Consider the following 16,914-nt stretch of genomic DNA (forward strand, 5'->3'; position numbering starts at 1 on the left):
AAATAGCTGTGATCGGAACCATAGGTATGACCAACGAAATGGCTGACGACAAGTCGCGAGCCAGCATAAAGGAACAGATCAACAGGAACCTCAAGAAGGCTTACGAGCAGGCCCTGAATGAAGATGTTCCCGATCGCTTCAAAGATTTGCTGGCACAACTACGTGCTAAGGAGGGCGACAAATGACATCGCCCTCCTCTGACACGAACAAGGTCGAAGATCCTCGCGACGAACTGCCCGAACATCTCCCGGCCCTGCGTGCCTTCGCGATGTCTTTGACGCGCAATTCCGCGACCGCAGATGATCTGGTGCAGGATACGATCGTCAAGGCGTGGTCGAATATCGAGAAATTTCAGGTTGGCACGAATATGCGCGCCTGGCTGTTTACGATCCTGCGGAACACGTTCTATTCGGATCGCCGCAAACGCAAGCGCGAGGTGGCCGACCCTGATGGTGTTCACGCCGCAGCCCTGTGTGAACGGCCCGCCCATGACGGGCGTCTGGCGATGAATGACTTCATGGTGGCTTTTGACAAGCTGACCCCCGAACATCGCGAAGTTCTTATTCTTGTTGGGGCATCCGGTTTCTCTTATGAAGAGGCAGCCGAGACCATGGGGGTCGCGGTCGGAACGGTGAAGAGCCGTGCCAATCGTGCGCGTGCACGACTGGCGGAGATGCTGAAGCTGGAGGAGGGCGAGGATATCCTCTCCGGTATGGATGCGACTTCGCTGGCTGTAATGAGTAAATCGGGGACTGCCGCTGCATGATAAGGAAAGAAGGATCGACGGGGTCGTTCATCGACCGTCTCGGTGTGCGTCTGGCGATCTTTCTGGCAGTGGCCCTGTTCCCACTGCTGCTGATCTCGGCCATCCAGTCGAATTCACTGCTGCAAGAGGCACGGGCGCGGTCGGAAGCCGCGCTTATGGGCGAAACCCTGCAGGCGGTCACGGGCGAGACGCGGCTTTTGCAGCAGGCGCAGGCCGAAGCGCGTTTTCTGGCCTATACCCTACCGCCCTTGCTGGGGGATATGGACGCTTGTAGCGCGCAGATGCGCAAAGTCGTGGAAGCCGATCCTGCGCTTTCCCTGGCCGCTTTCGTGGATAAGGACGGGCAGATGGAATGCTCGTCCCGCAGCGTGTCCTATGATTTTTCGAACAACAAGTATTTCCAGAAGCTTCTGCCACTGGACACGCCGAATTTCATTCTCAATCCGCATGGGCCGGTCTCCGGCACGGCGGTGATCGGTGCGACCCATCCGGTTTATGACAAGGATGGGAACAAGCTTGGCTTCGTCAGCTTAAGCCTGCCGCATTCTTCGTTGCTGCACCGTGATCACGAGGACGACACATTGGGATATGATGTCGATAATTCGTTGATGATCCTGACATTCGACACCAGTGGCGCGGTGCTCACCTCGTCGGGCGATCTTGCCCTGACCAAAGACTATCTGCCCGCGCATCGCGCGCTGAAGGCGCTGGCGGGAACCAATGCTGTCACCTTTACCGCGCGGGCGAACTCGGGGCAGGAACGGGTCTATTCGGTTCTGGAGCTTCTTCCGGGGCAGCTTTATGCAATGGGAAGCTGGCCTGCAAAAGCCTCGATCTCGATGAACCCGATCGCCGATGTGTCTCCGATTCTGGTGCCGGGTCTGATGTGGCTTGCCAGCCTGCTTGTGGCGTATTTCGCGATGCAAAAGCTGGTGATCGGCCATATCAAGCGGCTGTCGCGTGCGTTGCGTGGTTTTGCCTCGGGGTCGCGTCGTGTTGGGAACCTGAACTATGCCGGTGCGCCGAAGGAAATTCAGGATCTGGCCCTGTCTTACGAGAAGATGACAGAAACCATCCTGCATGACGAGGCCGAGCTGGAGGATATGATCCACCATCAGGAGGTGCTGCTGCGCGAGGTCCACCACCGTGTGAAGAATAACCTCCAGCTGATCGCCTCCATCATTTCGATGCAGATCCGCAAGGCCCGCTCGCCCGAGGCGAAAGACCTGATGAAAGGGCTGCAGGAGCGCGTGATCAGTCTGGCAACCATCCACCGCGGGCTGTATCAGACATCGGGCTTGACCGATATCACGGCCAACGAGCTTCTTCCCGATATCGTGCGCCAGATTTCCGCACTGGCAACAGGGCCGGAACGCAGGATCGATATCGGTTGTCATGTGGATGAGATCCGGCTGACCCCCGATCAGGCCGTGCCGCTGTCGCTCTTGCTGACAGAAGCCATGACCAATGCGATGAAATATGCGGGCACGGTGGACGGGTCGCGCCCCGATCTGCAGATTTCCCTGCGGAAGACACGGAAGGGCTATGCCTGTCTGGCGCTGGAAAATTCCGTGGACGAAAATGCGCCGCCGGCCTCGCCGGATACCAGCTCGGGGCTGGGATCGCAGCTTGCACAGGCCTTCGTGCAGCAGCTCAACGGGGATTTGCAATCCTCGCAGGAAAATGGCCGCTATCGTCTGACCGCCGAGTTCAAGCTGGCGGAGTTGCAGGAGGCAGAGCTGCGCCATGCCCGTGACGACGAAGATGATGACGAGGATGAGGAAGAAGAATAAGGGGCCGTTTGGCCCCTTTATTCCTTAATGCTGCACGGTGTCAGGCCTTGGCCAGTGCTGCCTTGAGCCGCTCGAAGCTGGCTTGGGTGTTTTTGGTTTCGGCTTCGGCGATAAAGCCATCCAATGCCGGCCAGACCTTGATGGCCTTATCCACGACAGGATCGGAGCCTGCGGCATAAAGCCCTGCCTGAATCATCATCTCGGCTTTGTCATAGGCACCAAGCAACCGTCGTGCCTGTTTGATCAGTTCATTTTCCTGCGCTGTCGCGGCATCCGGCAGGGAGCGCGAGACCGAGCGGAGAAGATCGATGGCGGGGAACCGGCCGCGTTCGGCAATCTTGCGGTCCATGACAACGTGCCCGTCCAGCGTCCCGCGCAGGATATCCGCCACCGGTTCTTCCATATCAGAGCCGGGGACCAGCACCGAGAAGACGGCGGTAATATCGCCCGCCCCCTCCGGCCCCGGGCCGGAGCGCTCGGCCAGCCCCATGATCTGTTGGGATGTCGAGGGCGGAAAGCCGCGTAGGGTCGCGGCCTCGCCACCGGCAAGGGCAACCTCGCGATGGGCTTCGGCAAATCGGGTGATGCTATCGGCCAGAAACAGCACATGCTTGCCTTGGTCGCGGAAATGTTCTGCGACGGTCATCGCCGCCAGCGCACAGCGCCGCCGGACCAGTGGCGATTGGTCGGAGGTCGCAGCGATAATGATCGAGCGTGCCATACCTTCCGGTCCAAGAACCTTTTCAACGAATTCACGCAGCTCGCGGCCACGTTCACCGATCAAGGCGATCACCGCGACATCGGCTTCGACCCCCTTGGCAAAATTGGCCAGAAGCGAGGATTTACCCACGCCAGACCCTGCAAAGAGGCCGATACGCTGGCCTTTGACAAGGGGGAGAAGGGTGTTGAATACCGCAAGACCGGTCTCCAACCGCGCGCCCAGACGACGGCGTTGGGCGGCCGCCGGCGGGCGGGACCGTATGTTGCGTTCGATCGGGCCGCGCATCAGGGGCTGGCCGTCCAGCGGATTGCCGAACGGATCGATGATTCGCCCGATCCAAGAGCTGTCGGGACAGATTCCGGTCTGGCCCAGCAAATCTACCCGGTCATCGATGGCCAGCCCGTCCGCGGCCCCGTCGGCCAGCAATTTGACATGATCTTTTTCAAGCGACAGCACTTCGGCGCCAATTTTCAACCCTGACTGGCAGAGGATTTCCGCGCGATCTCCGAGGGTTGCGACGCGCGAAAGGCCTGTTGCCTCGATCACCCCCTGACCGACACGGCTGATTCTGCCCACTGTATGCACTGCGCCAAAGTCTGAAATTGATGCCCGCAACAGGTCCAAATCTGCATAAGCCATTCTGGCCTCCATTCGTTTTCTAAATGTTTTTTAATGAATCACTCTTAAGCCTTGGTTGAAATCTCAGAGGAGAAGCCTCGGTGTTCGAAAAAATCGATGTGATGAATATGGCTGAGTCGATGGCACGCCACGCCGCTCAGCGCCAATCCGCAGTCTCGCGCAACATGGCGAATGCGGATACCCCCGGTTACAAGGCGCAGGATGTGACGCCTTTTGCCGAAACCTATCAGGAAGAGGTTGCGATGCCGATGAAGGCAACGCGGGCGGGCCATATCGGTGCGGATAATCTGGTGACCTCAGAGGTGACCACCCGCAGTGATCCCGGCACGGCCTCCCCTAATGGCAACACGGTTTCGCTGGAAGACGAGATGGTGAAAGCGGTGGAGACAAAGCGCCAGCATGATCTCGCGTTAACTATATACAAATCAACTTTGAACATTCTGAGAACAAGCGTTGCACGGAGCTGATTATGACTGACTTTGGCGATTCTTTTTCTCTCGCGGCATCGGGTATGAAGGCGCAGGCACAGCGTCTGCGCTATGTGTCCGAGAATATCGCGAATGCGGATACCCCCGGCTATCACCGCAAGCTGACGAAGTTCAAACAGGTGATGGAAGAGGAGGGAGTTACGGGCAAGGTCGAGCTTGGCAAGGTCGATCTGGATCGCTCGGATCTGAAGCAAATCTATGATCCGGGCAGCCCGCTGGCCGATGCGAATGGCTACTATGACGGCTCGAATGTCGATCTGGTGGTGGAAATTGCTGACGCGCGTGAAGCGCAGCGCAGCTACGAGGCGAATATCAAGATGTTTGATCAGACGCGGCAAATGTCCTCGGCTCTGCTCGATATTCTGCGCCGTTAACCTAGGAGAAGTCTAGAATGGACGTGAAAACTTCCTTGGCCGCACAGGGCTATGCCCAAGGCCGTTCCGCTGCACAACTTGGGCTTGAGGGGTCGGGGGGCAATGCCACCGAGGCGACCGAAAATCCGTTTGCAGCTCTGGCCAGCGATTTCGTGGATACCGTCAAGAATGGCGAGGAAACCGCGAAGGCCGCAATGACCGGCGATGCCGATCCCCACACATTGGTGCAGGCCCTGTCGCAGACCGAACTGGCGGTCGAGGCGGCCGTGACGCTGCGCAATAAGGTCGTCGAGGCCTATCAGGAAATCCTACGGATGCCGGTGTAACCCATGAATGATGTCATCTTCTTCGATACGTTGCGCGAGGCTCTTTGGGTCGCGGTGATGATTTCGGCTCCGATGCTGGCTGTCGCCCTGATTGCCGGGGTGTCCATCGGTCTGTTTCAGGCGCTGACATCGGTGCAGGAGATGACCCTGACTTTTGTGCCCAAAGTCGGTGCGATGCTCATCGTTTTCTGGGTGTCCATGTCTTTTATGTCGGAACGATTGGTCGATTTTTTCACCTCGGGCATCATCCCCATGATTGCCGGGAGCTAACTTATGGATAATGCGATTTATGCAACGCTGACCCGTCAATCGGGTCTGATGAAGGAAATGCAGGTGGTGGCGAATAATATCGCCAACACCTCTACCACCGGTTTCCGCAAGGAAGGGGTGATTTTTGCCGAACATGTCGAGGCGTTGGGCAATGACGAGCCGTCTTTGTCGATGGCGCTTGGCAATGGCCGCGAGATCTCGACGCTGCAGGGTGGCCTGACATCCACCGGAAACAACTTCGATTTCGCCATCCAGGGCGATGGCTATTTCATGGTGCAGACCCCGCAGGGCGACGCTTTGACCCGCGCCGGAAATTTCGTGCCCTCCGCAGAGGGGATTTTGCAGAACCAAGACGGCTATCCCGTGCTGGATTCGGGGGGAGGGCCGATCTTTATTCCCGCTGAAGGGCAGCTTTCGGTGGCGCAGGACGGTACGATGTCTGTTGACGGCCAACCTATTGCGCAGCTTGGGGTTTACGACCCTGCTGACCCGAATGGCATGGTGCATTCGGGCGGGACGCTCTTTTATGCGGAAGGGGGCGCACAGGTGCAGGAATTTCCTCAGGTCCTGCAAGGATTTGTTGAGGAATCGAATGTAGACCCAATCACAGAGGTCGCGCGCATGATCGAAGTGCAGCGGGCCTACGAGATGGGACAGAAATTCCTTGATCGAGAAGACGAACGCATCCGCAACGTCATTTCGACGCTGACGAAGTAAGGAGAAGCCTTATGCGTGCCCTACAGATTGCCGCCACCGGGATGGCCGCCCAGCAAATGCGCGTCGAGGTTATTTCGAACAACCTCGCGAATATGTCGACCACCGGCTATAACGCACGTCGTGCGGAATTTGCGGATCTCACCTATCAACAGCTCACCCGTCCGGGAACGATTAGCGCCAGCGATGGCTCGGTCGTGCCGTCCGGCGTACAGCTTGGTCTGGGTGTGCGCCCGACTGCCGTGACGCAGATTCTCGAACAGGGATCTCTGGTGAGCACGGGCGGTGATCTTGATGTCGCCATTGACGGGATCGGCTATCTCGAGGTCGAGATGCCTTCGGGTGTGTCGGCCTATACCCGTGACGGCGGGCTCAAACGTTCGGCAGATGGCGAGATCGTGACCTCGGATGGTTATCCGGTCGTGCCGGGCATTACGATCCCCGATGATGCGACCTCTGTTGCGATCAATACGTCGGGCGAGGTCTATGCCTATTTCAGCGATCAGGTGCAGCCGCAACTGATGGGGCAGCTGACGCTGGCCAATTTCACCAACAAGAAGGGGCTTGAAGCTATTGGCTCGAACCTCTTTCTGGAAACCGGCGCGTCCGGCCCGCCCGTTGTCGGGGAGCCGGGGCAGGACGGGCTGGGGACGCTGCGGCAGGGGTATCTTGAGGAAAGCTCGGTGGATCCGGTGCGCGAGATCACTGAACTGATCAAGGCGCAGCGCGGTTACGAGCTGAATTCCAAAGTGATATCGGCTGCGGACCAGATTCTGAGCGCGACGGTACAGGTGCGTTGATGCGTAGCTTTGCCCCTCTTCTGGTGGCGTTGCTTGCGGTTGCCGGAACCAGCCTTCAGGCCGAAGTCGTTGTGGCGACGCGCACCTTGCGCGCGCAGACCATTCTGACGCCGGATGATCTGGATATCGCCTCTATGGATGTGCCCGGTGCATTGGTGGACCCGATTGACGCGGTCGGTCTTGAGACGCGTGTCGCGATTTATGCCGGACGCCCGATCCGCCCCGAACATCTTAGCCAGCCTGCGATTGTCGAACGGAATCAGACGGTGTCACTGGCATATAATCGTGGCTCTCTGACCATTATCACCGAGGGGCGCGCGCTGGAGCGCGCCGCTATCGGCGACAGCATCCGCGTGATGAATGTCTCCTCCCGCACCACTGTTACGGCCACTATTTCGGCGGACGGTACCGCCTATGTGAACAAGGACTGATTGTCATGCGTCGCCTGAGCCTCCTTCTGATGACCCTTTCGATCCTTGGCTGCCAGCGCCTTGGCGAAGTAGGGCGCACGCCGAGCTTTACGCCGGTGGAAGACACCAATGAATATTTCGCCATGAACACGATCCCGATGCCGGAAATGCCCGAGGACCGCTCGCCGGTCGCGCAGGCCTCGCTTTGGTCCGGCACGCCCAAATCGCTGCTGGGGGACCGTCGCGCGGCCCGCAAGGGAGATATCATGACGGTTGTGATCGAAATCGATGACAGCGCGAAATTTTCCAATTCCAGCGATCGCAGCAGGACGGAATCGCAATCTATGGGGATCCCGTCCTTGTTCGGTATTCCCGAACAGATCAATAAATCCCTGCCGGAGGGGGCCAGTATGGCCAGCGCCGTGTCCACCAATTCGAATTCGTCTTTCGCGGGGGATGGGAATGTCTCCCGTAACGAGCAGCTGACCTTGCGCGTGGCGGCGACGATCATCGATGTTCTTCCCAACGGGGTCCTGCGTGTGCAGGGCAGTCAGGAGGTTCGGGTGAATTACGAAGTGCGTGAACTGATCGTGACCGGCTATGTGCGCCCCGAAGATATCAGCCGCCAGAACGAGATCACCTATGACAAGATTGCCGGGGCGCGGATTTCTTATGGTGGCCGCGGACAGATTTCGGATGTGCAGCAGCCGCGGATCGGGTCCCAGATCGCCGATATCGTGATGCCGTTCTAAGGAGGGCACGATGGGTAAATTGCTTCCGGTCATCTTCGTGATTCTCGGCCTCGCGATTGGCGGAGGAGCAGGGTTCTTCCTGCGTCCTGCGCCGCCGCCTCCGGAAGAGGTGGCCGAAGGAGAAGCCGCTGCCGCCGCAACAGGGGAGACGCATGCCACAGCCGAGGAAGGTCATGGTGAGGAGGGCGGGGAAGAAGGTGTGCCGACCTCCGAGTTTGTTAAGCTGAACAACCAGTTTGTCGTGCCTTTGCTGGATGCGAACCGGGTGCGCGCGATGGTCATTATGTCTCTCTCGATCGAGATGCCGGTGGGTGGCACCGAACGGGTTTATGCCGTGGAGCCGCGTCTGAGAGATTCGTTTCTTCAGGTCCTGTTTGATCACGCCAATAATGGCGGGTTCGAAGGGGTTTATACTTCGACGGACAAGATGGCCGAACTGCGTCGCGCCCTATTGGAAAATGCCCGTTCGGTGGTCGGGCCGGATGTCAAAAGCATCCTGATTTCGGATATCTTGCGTCAGGATAGCTAGGAGCTGGCGCGGCAGGAGAAGAGCGGGGCCAAGCTGCGGCCTTCTGATCTTTGCAGCGCATTCGGATAAGGGATGCTCGCCTTCCTGTGCGCTTCTTTGCCGATTTGCGCGCGGGCTGGGTATTTTCCACAGACTATGTGCGAAGCCTGCGTTGGCAAGCTCCTGTCAAAGCGCCTATATGGGTCCAAAGATAGGAGATTGCGTGTGACGATCTATTTGCACGAGGGGGATCTGCCGGAGGGGCTTGACCTTGGTCCGGTGGTGGCGATTGATACCGAAACGATGGGGCTTGATCCGCGTCGCGACCGGTTGTGCCTTGTGCAACTCAGCAGCGGCGACGGGCATGCCCATCTGGTGAAGATCGCGAAAGGCCAGAAAGACGCGCCGCGCCTCTGCGCTCTTCTGGCCGATCCCGAGGTCGAGAAGCTCTTCCATTTCGCCCGTTTCGATATTGCGGCGCTGTATAACGCGTTCGGCGTGGTGACCGCGCCGGTTTTCTGTACCAAAATCGCGTCTAAAATGGTGCGGACCTTTACAGAACGTCACGGGCTCAAGCTGCTTTTGCAGGAGATTGTCGGTGTCGATATTTCCAAACAGCAGCAAAGCTCCGATTGGGGGGCGGCGGTGTTAACGGATGCCCAGAAAGAATATGCGGCCTCCGATGTGTTGCATCTGCACAGACTCAAGGCCGGTTTGCTGCCGCGCCTGATCCGCGAAGACCGTCTGGAGCTTGCCCAAGCCTGTTTCGATTTTCTGCCAGCGCGTGCGCGTCTTGACCTGATGGGGTGGGATGAGCCAAGCGACATCTTCCACCACTAAGCCGGCATCTCCTTCGATATGATCCGCGATAACCGACATTCCATTCTGGTCGCATGGGCCAAGACAGTACTGCCTCTGGCGGCGCTGGTGCTTTTGTCGCTTGTGTTTCTGGTCGGGCATCGGGTCGAGCCGGGGTCTGTGATCCCCTATTCCGATGTCGATATTGCAGAACTGGCGCGGGAGCCGCAGGTTGTGTCGCCGGAATATTCGGGGCTGACGCAGGATGGTGCTGCCCTTTCGGTGCGCGCGTCCAAGGCCGTTCTGCAACCGATGGGCGCGAATGGCAGCTCGGTGGCCCAGCTCGTCGCGAAACTTCAGGCGCGCTCCGGCCTTGTGGTGGATCTGAACGCCAAGGCGGGTGAATTGCGTCCTGATGCGGGGCTGATCGAGCTGCGTGACCGTGTCGCGCTACAGACGTCAAGCGGATATCGCATGCAATCCGAGCTGGTCGAGATGACGACGGACCGGACCAAGATCGTTTCTCCGGGGGCGGTGCATGGCGAAGCGCCGATGGGCGTTCTGGATGCCGGAGCGATGGAGCTGTCGCAGGCCCAACCCGGTGGCCCGAATAATCTGCTCTTCACCAAGGGCGTGAAGCTGGTATACCAACCCCAAGAATGAAGGTGGGTGACATGCGGCAATTTTTGACGGTGATGATCTTGGGGGCAGGGCTGGCGTTTCCGACGCTGGGCGCCGCGCAGCAGGTGGCTTTCGGGGGGCTGTCGACGGATACCAAGGCACCGGTCGAGATTACCTCTGACAGCCTGCAGGTCGATCAAAGCACCGGAGAGGCCGTTTTCCGCGGAAATGTTCTTGTCGTGCAAAGCGATATGCGCCTGAAAGCCGCAGAGCTGCATGTGGAATACGGAGAAACCCAGAGCGAGATCAACAAGTTGATCGCATCTGGAGGGGTGACGCTTGTGTCCCAGACCGATGCGGCGGAATCGCAGGACGCGGTCTATGACGTGCGCAGCGGCAATCTGGTGATGACGGGAAATGTCCTGCTGACCCAAGGGAAAAATGCGCTATCCGGGAATAAGCTGACGGTCGATATGACCACGGGGACAGGGCAGATGGACGGGCGTGTGCGCACCATTCTGGCACCCGGAGGGCAGTGATGGATCACTCAGCCGAAACGCTTGAACACGGGCTAAGCGTCAGCAACCTCCGTAAGGGCTATCGCAAGAAGGTTGTTCTGCGTGATGTTTCTTTGACGCTGGACCGCGGCGAGGTGGTTGCGCTTCTGGGGCCGAACGGTTCGGGAAAAACCACGTGTTTTTATAACATTGCGGGGCTGATCACGCCGGATGCGGGGCAGGTGCGCATTGATGGCCGCGATGTCACCGGTCTGCCAATGTATCGCCGCGCGCGATTCGGGATTGGTTATCTGCCGCAAGAGGCATCGATCTTTCGCGGGTTGACGGTCGAGCAAAATATTATGGCCGTTCTGGAAATAGCGGTGCAGGACCGTCACCGCCGTCGCGAGCGGCTGGAGGAGCTGCTGAGCGATTTCTCTATCGAGCATCTGCGCAGTTCTCCCGCCCTGGCGCTTTCGGGGGGCGAACGCCGCCGCTGCGAAATTGCGCGCTGCCTTGCGGCGGACCCGAAATATTTGCTGCTTGATGAACCTTTTGCCGGCGTGGACCCGATTGCGGTGGGAGATATCCGCCATCTTGTCGGGCAGTTGAAAGAGCGCGGTATCGGGGTGCTGATTACCGACCATAACGTGCGTGAAACGCTTGAAATCGTTGATCGTGCTTACATCCTGCATGATGGCGCTGTGCTGATGTCCGGAAGCACGGAGGAGGTCGTTAACGATGAAAACGTCCGCCGTGTCTATCTGGGGCAGGATTTCCGCTTTCAATAATATCCCCTATTCCAGACAGAAGTGAGGGCATGGCGTCTGCCCGTCACAGTTGTGTCATACGCCGCAGTGCAGCGACGATCACCCGTTGACTTCCTCTTGGGAACGTTCCCAAATGTAGTCAAATGCGTGATCTGGCTATCATATTCCCGATGCTTCGCGCAGCCCTTGGTTCGGCTGCCCGGTCCGTATTTTTCTTTGCTCGATGTCGGGAACGAGCAGGAAAGGTGTGCCCCCTCACAGAATTTAACCGACTGTAAATATGGTGCCGAGCACCGTGACACAGTCATCAAGGAAGGAGACGCCATGCGTTACCAAATTAGCGGCAAACAGCTTGATATCGGTGAAGCTCTGCAATCCCATGTCAAAACCGAGCTGGGCAGCACGGTCGAGAAATATTCGCAACGACCGACTGATGCCACCGTCGTGTTTTCGAAAAACGCGCATGAGTATATCTGTGAAGCGACCGTGCACCTGTCGACGGGACTGACCGCGCAGGCACGGGGCGTTGCAACGGAGGTCTATGCCGCCTTTGACGCTTTGCAAGAGAAAATGGACAAACAGCTGCGTCGCCATAAACGCCGGTTGAAAGACCATCAGGCCGCACGCACCACCGCAGTTGAATTCGAGGCGGCAGGGCTTTATGTGCTGGCTCCAGAAGAGGAAGACGAATCGACTGGTGCCGAAGGGGGCGATGCGCCCACCATCGTGGCCGAAATGGAGACGCGGGTGCCTACCCTCTCTGTCGGTGATGCGGTGATGCAGATGGAACTCGCGCATAAGCCGCTTTTGGTCTTCCGCAACGAAAAACATGGCGGGGTCAACGTTGTTTATCAGCGTGAAGATGGCAATATTGGCTGGATCGACCCCCGTCACAGCAAGTAAGCGCCTGCACTGAAATGGGCGCGGAAAAAGGACCGATGGATCTATCGTCTCTGCTTCGCCCGGCCGCCGTGCGTGCGGTTGTCAATGTGGCTAGCAAAAAGCGTCTGTTTCAGGATCTGGCAGATATCGCGGCACAGGCCTACGGGCTTGATGCCGCGATCATCGTTGATGCGCTGCAAGAGCGTGAAAGTCTGGGCCCGACCGGTGTCGGGCATGGCGTGGCCTTGCCCCATGCGCGCCTGCATGGGCTGGATCACGTGGTGGGCGTGTTCATGCGCCTTGAGAAACCGCTGGATTTCGATGCGGTAGACCGGCAGCCGGTAGATCTGGTATTCGGTCTGCTGGCGCCCAAAAGCTCTGGTGTGGACCATCTGAAGGCGCTTGCGCTGGTGTCGCGCACAATGCGTAACGAAGATACCTGTAAAAAGCTGCGCTCGAACACTGATCCGGCTGCGTTGCATGGTGTGTTGACCACCACGCAGGGGCTGGCGGCCTAAGCCGACCAGTCGGTAAATCCGAATTGCATGTAATCACGGGGATAGGCGTCACGAACCGCCTGTTCCAACTCTGCCGAATACACATCGCCCAAGGCGATCCGCCCGCAATCGGGCTGCGGCAGGGGGGGCTCATGGGAAAGCCCCGTCGTCGCCAGAAGATAGGCGAGATCCTCCTGAAGACGGTCCTCACGCACCAGAAGATCCGGCGTGGCGAAGCTGGCAAAGGCCTGCAGCATGGTGGATTGGCTGGCCCATAGCTGGTGGACAGGCAGGCTGGTCTGGCTGTTGAGGCTGGATTTCAGCCAGACGGCGAAAGCTGTCAGGGCCGTACGATATGCGTCTTGCTCGAGCGATTGGCCCTCTTTGGGGAGGGGCAGTTTGTAGGCTTTGCGTAAGGTCTCGCGGGTTTCCGCAAAATTCGGCCAGTCGAGGAGCGCCAGAAAGGCCAGATGCACCCGCATCACTGGATGGCGCAGCACCGTGAAACTGCGATGCTGCGGCGTCTGGCGCTTCCATTGGCGCAGGGTCTTTTGCGAAAAACCGTCGCTGATCTCGCCCAGTTTCTGCAACCAGTCGCGGAATTCGGCATCGGGGGCCGGACGAAGCGGCATGTAAAGAAGCCCTGCCTTGTCAACAGCGGTGGCAATGAACCCCGGCACATTCGGCCCGCGACGGGGTTCGAAATTGGGAGTGCGGGAAAGGTTGAAGCGGTCCAGCCGCGCCAGCGAGGCTTCCATCTGGGGGAAGTTGCGCACCTTTTCTTCCAGACTTTCGGGGTTTTGCACAACCAGATTGTCGGGCAGCGCCTCGGGGCCATCCGCCACGCCCAGCCATTTCGCCAGCCCGTTCAGCACCGCAATGTCCTGCGCATCCTCATAATCGATATAGAACGCGGTCTGGCCCGAAACCTGAAGCGCGTTCATGATTTTGATCTGGAAATTCTGCAAGCTTTCCAGATGGTCCTCGAAGTCCGTCGCGTCAAATTCGGCCTGCGCCACGCGGCGGTGCTTGGCATCGCCCAGCTTCCATTGGCCGGTGGAGCGTGCGATCTTCAGGCTCACATAGCTTTCGACCGGATTGCGCGTCAGCACGATCTTGGCGCATTTGGGATCATTGAGCATCAGGCCCAGCACGCGCGGGTCATGTTCATGAAAATAGCGGCAGCCATTCAGACCGGGCGCCTTGCGGATTTTCTTCCATAGCTCTTTGGGATCGGCGTCACGGGCCTCTTTGGAGATCCCCAGAAGATCGGTCCTGTTGGGATAGCCGATCAGGACCGGATTGAACGCCTCGCCGTGGCAATGGGTGTCGGGCAGCATGTTGACCGCCGCTTCCAGCAGGTTCGAGCCGGTGCGCATTTCAGCCAGAATAACGAAGCTTTCAAAATTTGCCATAAGATCACTTTAAAAATTGCGAGCGTCTGCGCCGCGTTGCGTGGGGATCCGGTGTCGAGACGGTCGAGAAATCGCCCATCAGCTGGGGTTGCATGCCTTGGTTCTTGAGGTTCTGCAAAAACTGCCCGAAGCCGCTAAGATCGACCATCTGCGGCGCTTCCGCCAGACGCCGTGCGGCGCGGGGGCTGATCTCGTCGATGATGATCTGCAGATGCTCCATCGGGTTTTCCAGAAATTCCTGCAAATTCCAAAGCCGGATGCGCGCTTTGACATACATCGAGCGCAGGATCTCCAGCTGGGCCAGTTCGATCTTCTGCAGGCGCGCGGCCTCTTTGCGCACCGTCGCGAATGGATCTGTCGAACGATAAAGCGGAATGGCCCATGCGCCCGTAATCACCGAGATCTGTGCATTCGGGTCGGTCGCTGTGAACCAGTTCAGCGCCTGATTGTCACGCGGGCTGAACATGTAGCATTGCCGCTCGCCACGGGAATTCCACATCAGGTTTGTCAGAAAGGCGCGGGGGGCATAGTCGCGCAGCTCGGGGCTGTCGCCCAGACAGCCGTTGAACATCGGATCATGGCCCGAAAACGCAACCTGATCCTTGTCGAAAAGATGGCCATGCACGCGCCCCGCCACATATTTCGACAGCCAGCCTTCGTAATTCTCGTAAAGGTCCGAAAAGCCCTGGAATACCGAATAGGGGCCTGCCGTCTTGCCGTTCTCATGGTCGCGATTGGGATAGCGGGACTGCATATACAGGCCCGGACGGCCCCGCGTGCGCCGTTCGACCGCTTTGGTGAACAGGCGGTCGATCTTCGAGGGGTTGGGCTCTGCGATCTTGGCCGCCGGTTTGCGCTGTTTGAGAAACGTCGCATAAAGCCTGTCGGCCTTGGGCCAGATCTTGCGCGCCACGAAGCAGTCCGAGCGTCGCAGAAGCTGCAAGTGGTCATCATAGAAGATATGCGGCTTGCCCTGAAAATCGAATTTGGTCAGCGTCAGCGACCGGCTCTCGATCGAGGTGGCATAGATCCGCGCCAGCGACTGGAAATAGCTTTCATCCGGTATCCAGACCTTCTTGAAGTAGCGGTCGTAAAGCGGGCGGTCCTTGTCCTTCAGGATGGCGATCAGGGTCTTGCGGGTCAGGCACCACCACTGGCTGCCCATATGCGGCACCAGCCCGTCGGGGATCTTGCGCTGAAATCCGATCTTGCGTTGGAAGGCGACGTAATCATCGAACAGCTTCCGGTGCTTGCGCCATGAGAAGGGGAAGCGCAGGGTGAAACGTTCCATGTCCAGCCCGCCCTGCGTCCAGCCCACTTCCGATGTGGTGACGGATTCGATGAAATCGGTCCAGGGACGGGCATCGAGATAGGCGCGCAGTTCCTCGAGGGGGCGCAGCGGAAGGCAGGAGCCGGAGGCCAGAAAGACATGGCGTGCCTCGGGGTGGCGGTCCAGCATCTGCTCGGCCCCGGCTTGGGCTGCCGCCACCAGAGACCATGTGCCCCACTCGCAGGCGAAACGTTCGCAAAACGAGATATTGGGCAGGTCGGCCAGAGCCGCGACAAAACCGTCATAGGCCGAGGCCGAAACCCGTTTGTCGACATGGATCACCACCGGCGCGTCCTGCGCGGCCCAGTGACGCGCGACTTCGGCGGCGCGGTCCAGTGCGGTATGGCACATCATGACAAACCCGACGCTCATGCCCAGTTGCCCTTCGACATGAGGCCCAGAATCTCAAGCTGGCGCCAGTTGATATATCTTTCGGACCAGCGGCACCAAAGCTCGCCATCTTCCGCCAGCACCTCGGCATAGGCCTTATACTCGCGCGAGGCCGAATAATGCTGCTTGCGGGTGATCTCTTCCGTCACCTTCGCATTCAGCACCGACAGGAATTTGGCATGCAGCAGGCAGCCCGAAGGTTTTTCGCCGCCCCATTCATCATAGACCGTATTGAGCCCGCGCGGCAGCGCCATATGGGTCGAGCTGATATAGACATAGTTTTTCTGCCAGCGGATCAGCGGGATCTTGTTGAGCGAAGGGGCCTCTGCCGGCGCGCTGGCGAAGAATTTGCGCGCGCGTGGTCCGCCCTGAATCCAGAGATTCTGGTAGATCCGGTTTTTCGTGATGGTGTAATTTCCGCTGTCGAACCAGCAGGCAATCTCGAACGGGTTCTGGCCTTCCTCATAGGGCTGCTCTTCCAGCCGCCCCTTGGGATACATATCCAGCAGCATGGCTGGAAAATGCGGGATGTCGTAGGTATCCAGCCAGTCGGTCAGGGCATCCAGCGTGCGGGTGTCACAGAAAGGATAGACGAAGAATTCATCGGGATCGACTGTCAGGCACCAATGCCCCGTGCCATAGCGGCGCAGAAGATGGTTGACCCAGTCCATCCCGAAGCGCGCGCCCTTATAGCTGGCTTTCGTGTGCCAGAGCGAGACATCGGGCTGGGTTTCGAGATATTCGCGCGATCCGTCATCCGAGCCGTTATCGACGATTATGAAATGATGGCAGCCCATCTCGCGGTAATAGCGCAGGAAATAGGGCAGGCGGATACGCTCGTTGCGCAGCGTGACAAAGACCAGAATATCCTCGGTGCGGATGGCACGGGTTCTGTCGGCCAGACAGCTCAATTCGCGGCGTTTGCGAAACGCGCGGAACAAGAACTTTTTCCGTTCCCATCGCAATTTATAAAGCTGTTTCAGTTTCACCTAACCGTCTCGCGCCCGCATTTTGTCTTTCTGCCCGATCTTCTTTTCAACAGGATTAACGGGCCTCGTTGTGCACAAGAGTGCCTGTCTTCTCATGGCGGGTTGATCGGGTTCTTGCACGCTAGGGCATATAGGCGGGCGGGTAAATCAGTCATGGTTGGTCG

At 58.6% G+C, this 16,914-nt stretch carries 22 protein-coding genes; 18 read left to right on the forward strand and 4 right to left on the reverse strand.

Features of this window, described 5'->3' with window-relative positions; translation table 11 throughout:
* The first annotated feature begins 26 nt into the window (after positions 1-26).
* From WDB88_RS04035 to WDB88_RS04045, 3 genes are read left to right on the forward strand one after another with little or no spacing between them, the layout of a single operon-like run.
* Positions 27-185: a NepR family anti-sigma factor gene (locus tag WDB88_RS04035; RefSeq protein WP_339108919.1), complete on the forward strand. Its 159-nt coding sequence runs from the start codon at positions 27-29 to the stop codon at positions 183-185.
* Positions 182-766 (forward strand): RNA polymerase sigma factor, encoded by a 585-nt coding sequence (locus tag WDB88_RS04040; RefSeq protein ID WP_339108920.1) that lies wholly within the window; start codon positions 182-184, stop codon positions 764-766. Before WDB88_RS04035 ends, WDB88_RS04040 begins: the two co-directional genes overlap by 4 nt.
* Complete coding sequence (locus WDB88_RS04045; RefSeq protein WP_339108921.1) at positions 763-2,559, forward strand: sensor histidine kinase; 1,797 nt, start codon at positions 763-765, stop codon at positions 2,557-2,559. The genes WDB88_RS04040 and WDB88_RS04045 overlap by 4 nt, the downstream gene beginning before the upstream one ends.
* A gap of 40 nt (positions 2,560-2,599) precedes the next feature.
* Here the strand turns inward: WDB88_RS04045 and WDB88_RS04050 are convergent, their stop codons facing one another.
* A complete protein-coding gene (locus WDB88_RS04050) occupies positions 2,600-3,919 on the reverse strand; it encodes a FliI/YscN family ATPase (protein WP_339108922.1) in 1,320 nt (439 codons plus the stop codon).
* Between the two features lie 80 nt (positions 3,920-3,999).
* On the opposite strand from WDB88_RS04050, the gene WDB88_RS04055 reads away from it, so the two are divergent.
* The 15 genes from WDB88_RS04055 to WDB88_RS04125 all read left to right on the forward strand — a co-directional run bounded on the left by WDB88_RS04055 (position 4,000) and on the right by WDB88_RS04125 (position 12,647).
* Positions 4,000-4,386: a FlgB family protein gene (locus WDB88_RS04055; protein WP_339108923.1), complete on the forward strand. Its 387-nt coding sequence runs from the start codon at positions 4,000-4,002 to the stop codon at positions 4,384-4,386.
* A 2-nt stretch (positions 4,387-4,388) separates the two neighbouring features.
* Positions 4,389-4,781, forward strand: a complete 393-nt coding sequence (flgC, locus tag WDB88_RS04060) for a flagellar basal body rod protein FlgC (protein WP_339108924.1) — start codon at positions 4,389-4,391, stop codon at positions 4,779-4,781.
* Between the two features lie 17 nt (positions 4,782-4,798).
* The gene (fliE, locus tag WDB88_RS04065; protein WP_339108925.1) at positions 4,799-5,107 is read left to right on the forward strand and encodes a flagellar hook-basal body complex protein FliE; all 309 of its coding nucleotides are present in this window, start codon (positions 4,799-4,801) and stop codon (positions 5,105-5,107) included.
* A gap of 3 nt (positions 5,108-5,110) precedes the next feature.
* Positions 5,111-5,377 (forward strand): flagellar biosynthetic protein FliQ, encoded by a 267-nt coding sequence (locus tag WDB88_RS04070; RefSeq protein ID WP_339108926.1) that lies wholly within the window; start codon positions 5,111-5,113, stop codon positions 5,375-5,377.
* A 3-nt stretch (positions 5,378-5,380) separates the two neighbouring features.
* A complete protein-coding gene (locus WDB88_RS04075) occupies positions 5,381-6,094 on the forward strand; it encodes a flagellar hook-basal body complex protein (protein ID WP_339108927.1) in 714 nt (237 codons plus the stop codon).
* A gap of 11 nt (positions 6,095-6,105) precedes the next feature.
* A complete protein-coding gene (gene flgG / locus WDB88_RS04080) occupies positions 6,106-6,891 on the forward strand; it encodes a flagellar basal-body rod protein FlgG (protein ID WP_339108928.1) in 786 nt (261 codons plus the stop codon).
* Positions 6,891-7,322: a flagellar basal body P-ring formation chaperone FlgA gene (gene flgA / locus WDB88_RS04085; protein ID WP_339108929.1), complete on the forward strand. Its 432-nt coding sequence runs from the start codon at positions 6,891-6,893 to the stop codon at positions 7,320-7,322. Before flgG ends, flgA begins: the two co-directional genes overlap by 1 nt.
* Before the next feature lie 5 nt (positions 7,323-7,327).
* On the forward strand, positions 7,328-8,053 hold the full coding sequence (gene flgH, locus WDB88_RS04090; RefSeq protein WP_339108930.1) for a flagellar basal body L-ring protein FlgH: 726 nt from the start codon (positions 7,328-7,330) through the stop codon (positions 8,051-8,053).
* Between the two features lie 10 nt (positions 8,054-8,063).
* Positions 8,064-8,582 carry a flagellar basal body-associated FliL family protein gene (locus tag WDB88_RS04095; RefSeq protein WP_339108931.1) on the forward strand — a complete coding sequence of 173 codons (519 nt, stop codon included), beginning with the start codon at positions 8,064-8,066 and terminating at the stop codon, positions 8,580-8,582.
* Positions 8,583-8,786: 204 nt separating this feature from the next.
* On the forward strand, positions 8,787-9,401 hold the full coding sequence (locus WDB88_RS04100) for a ribonuclease D (protein ID WP_339108932.1): 615 nt from the start codon (positions 8,787-8,789) through the stop codon (positions 9,399-9,401).
* Between the two features lie 18 nt (positions 9,402-9,419).
* A complete protein-coding gene (locus WDB88_RS04105) occupies positions 9,420-10,022 on the forward strand; it encodes a hypothetical protein (protein ID WP_339108933.1) in 603 nt (200 codons plus the stop codon).
* 11 nt (positions 10,023-10,033) lie between these two features.
* Entirely contained in the window at positions 10,034-10,519 is a 486-nt protein-coding gene (gene lptA, locus WDB88_RS04110; RefSeq protein ID WP_339108934.1) for a lipopolysaccharide transport periplasmic protein LptA, read from the forward strand.
* The gene (gene lptB / locus WDB88_RS04115; RefSeq protein ID WP_339108935.1) at positions 10,519-11,268 is read left to right on the forward strand and encodes an LPS export ABC transporter ATP-binding protein; all 750 of its coding nucleotides are present in this window, start codon (positions 10,519-10,521) and stop codon (positions 11,266-11,268) included. Before lptA ends, lptB begins: the two co-directional genes overlap by 1 nt.
* Before the next feature lie 303 nt (positions 11,269-11,571).
* A complete protein-coding gene (gene raiA / locus WDB88_RS04120) occupies positions 11,572-12,150 on the forward strand; it encodes a ribosome-associated translation inhibitor RaiA (protein WP_339108936.1) in 579 nt (192 codons plus the stop codon).
* A gap of 35 nt (positions 12,151-12,185) precedes the next feature.
* Positions 12,186-12,647, forward strand: a complete 462-nt coding sequence (locus tag WDB88_RS04125; RefSeq protein ID WP_339108937.1) for a PTS sugar transporter subunit IIA — start codon at positions 12,186-12,188, stop codon at positions 12,645-12,647.
* Here the strand turns inward: WDB88_RS04125 and WDB88_RS04130 are convergent.
* Genes WDB88_RS04130 through WDB88_RS04140 form a run of 3 tightly spaced genes read right to left on the reverse strand, consistent with a single transcriptional unit; the run spans position 12,644 to position 16,750 of the window.
* Positions 12,644-14,041 (reverse strand): nodulation protein NodH, encoded by a 1,398-nt coding sequence (locus tag WDB88_RS04130; protein WP_339108938.1) that lies wholly within the window; start codon positions 14,039-14,041, stop codon positions 12,644-12,646. The two genes, WDB88_RS04125 and WDB88_RS04130, sit on opposite strands and share 4 nt — an antisense overlap.
* 4 nt (positions 14,042-14,045) lie before the next feature.
* Positions 14,046-15,743 (reverse strand): beta-1,6-N-acetylglucosaminyltransferase, encoded by a 1,698-nt coding sequence (locus WDB88_RS04135; protein ID WP_339108939.1) that lies wholly within the window; start codon positions 15,741-15,743, stop codon positions 14,046-14,048.
* The gene (locus WDB88_RS04140; RefSeq protein WP_339108940.1) at positions 15,740-16,750 is read right to left on the reverse strand and encodes a glycosyltransferase family 2 protein; all 1,011 of its coding nucleotides are present in this window, start codon (positions 16,748-16,750) and stop codon (positions 15,740-15,742) included. The genes WDB88_RS04135 and WDB88_RS04140 overlap by 4 nt, the downstream gene beginning before the upstream one ends.
* Positions 16,751-16,914: the final 164 nt, after the last annotated feature.

This window comes from Thioclava sp. GXIMD4216 (genome assembly GCF_037949285.1).
Lineage (GTDB): Bacteria > Pseudomonadota > Alphaproteobacteria > Rhodobacterales > Rhodobacteraceae > Thioclava > Thioclava litoralis.

Coding starts and splice junctions, on each gene's coding strand:
- WDB88_RS04035 (WP_339108919.1), top strand. CDS start 27: ATGACCAACGAAATGGCTGACGACAAGTCGCGAGCCAGCATAAAGGAA.
- WDB88_RS04040 (WP_339108920.1), top strand. CDS start 182: ATGACATCGCCCTCCTCTGACACGAACAAGGTCGAAGATCCTCGCGAC.
- WDB88_RS04045 (WP_339108921.1), top strand. CDS start 763: ATGATAAGGAAAGAAGGATCGACGGGGTCGTTCATCGACCGTCTCGGT.
- WDB88_RS04050 (WP_339108922.1), bottom strand. CDS start 3,919: ATGGCTTATGCAGATTTGGACCTGTTGCGGGCATCAATTTCAGACTTT.
- flgC (WP_339108924.1), top strand. CDS start 4,389: ATGACTGACTTTGGCGATTCTTTTTCTCTCGCGGCATCGGGTATGAAG.
- fliE (WP_339108925.1), top strand. CDS start 4,799: ATGGACGTGAAAACTTCCTTGGCCGCACAGGGCTATGCCCAAGGCCGT.
- WDB88_RS04070 (WP_339108926.1), top strand. CDS start 5,111: ATGAATGATGTCATCTTCTTCGATACGTTGCGCGAGGCTCTTTGGGTC.
- WDB88_RS04075 (WP_339108927.1), top strand. CDS start 5,381: ATGGATAATGCGATTTATGCAACGCTGACCCGTCAATCGGGTCTGATG.
- flgG (WP_339108928.1), top strand. CDS start 6,106: ATGCGTGCCCTACAGATTGCCGCCACCGGGATGGCCGCCCAGCAAATG.
- flgA (WP_339108929.1), top strand. CDS start 6,891: ATGCGTAGCTTTGCCCCTCTTCTGGTGGCGTTGCTTGCGGTTGCCGGA.
- flgH (WP_339108930.1), top strand. CDS start 7,328: ATGCGTCGCCTGAGCCTCCTTCTGATGACCCTTTCGATCCTTGGCTGC.
- WDB88_RS04095 (WP_339108931.1), top strand. CDS start 8,064: ATGGGTAAATTGCTTCCGGTCATCTTCGTGATTCTCGGCCTCGCGATT.
- WDB88_RS04105 (WP_339108933.1), top strand. CDS start 9,420: ATGATCCGCGATAACCGACATTCCATTCTGGTCGCATGGGCCAAGACA.
- lptA (WP_339108934.1), top strand. CDS start 10,034: ATGCGGCAATTTTTGACGGTGATGATCTTGGGGGCAGGGCTGGCGTTT.
- lptB (WP_339108935.1), top strand. CDS start 10,519: ATGGATCACTCAGCCGAAACGCTTGAACACGGGCTAAGCGTCAGCAAC.
- raiA (WP_339108936.1), top strand. CDS start 11,572: ATGCGTTACCAAATTAGCGGCAAACAGCTTGATATCGGTGAAGCTCTG.
- WDB88_RS04125 (WP_339108937.1), top strand. CDS start 12,186: ATGGATCTATCGTCTCTGCTTCGCCCGGCCGCCGTGCGTGCGGTTGTC.
- WDB88_RS04130 (WP_339108938.1), bottom strand. CDS start 14,041: ATGGCAAATTTTGAAAGCTTCGTTATTCTGGCTGAAATGCGCACCGGC.
- WDB88_RS04135 (WP_339108939.1), bottom strand. CDS start 15,743: ATGAGCGTCGGGTTTGTCATGATGTGCCATACCGCACTGGACCGCGCC.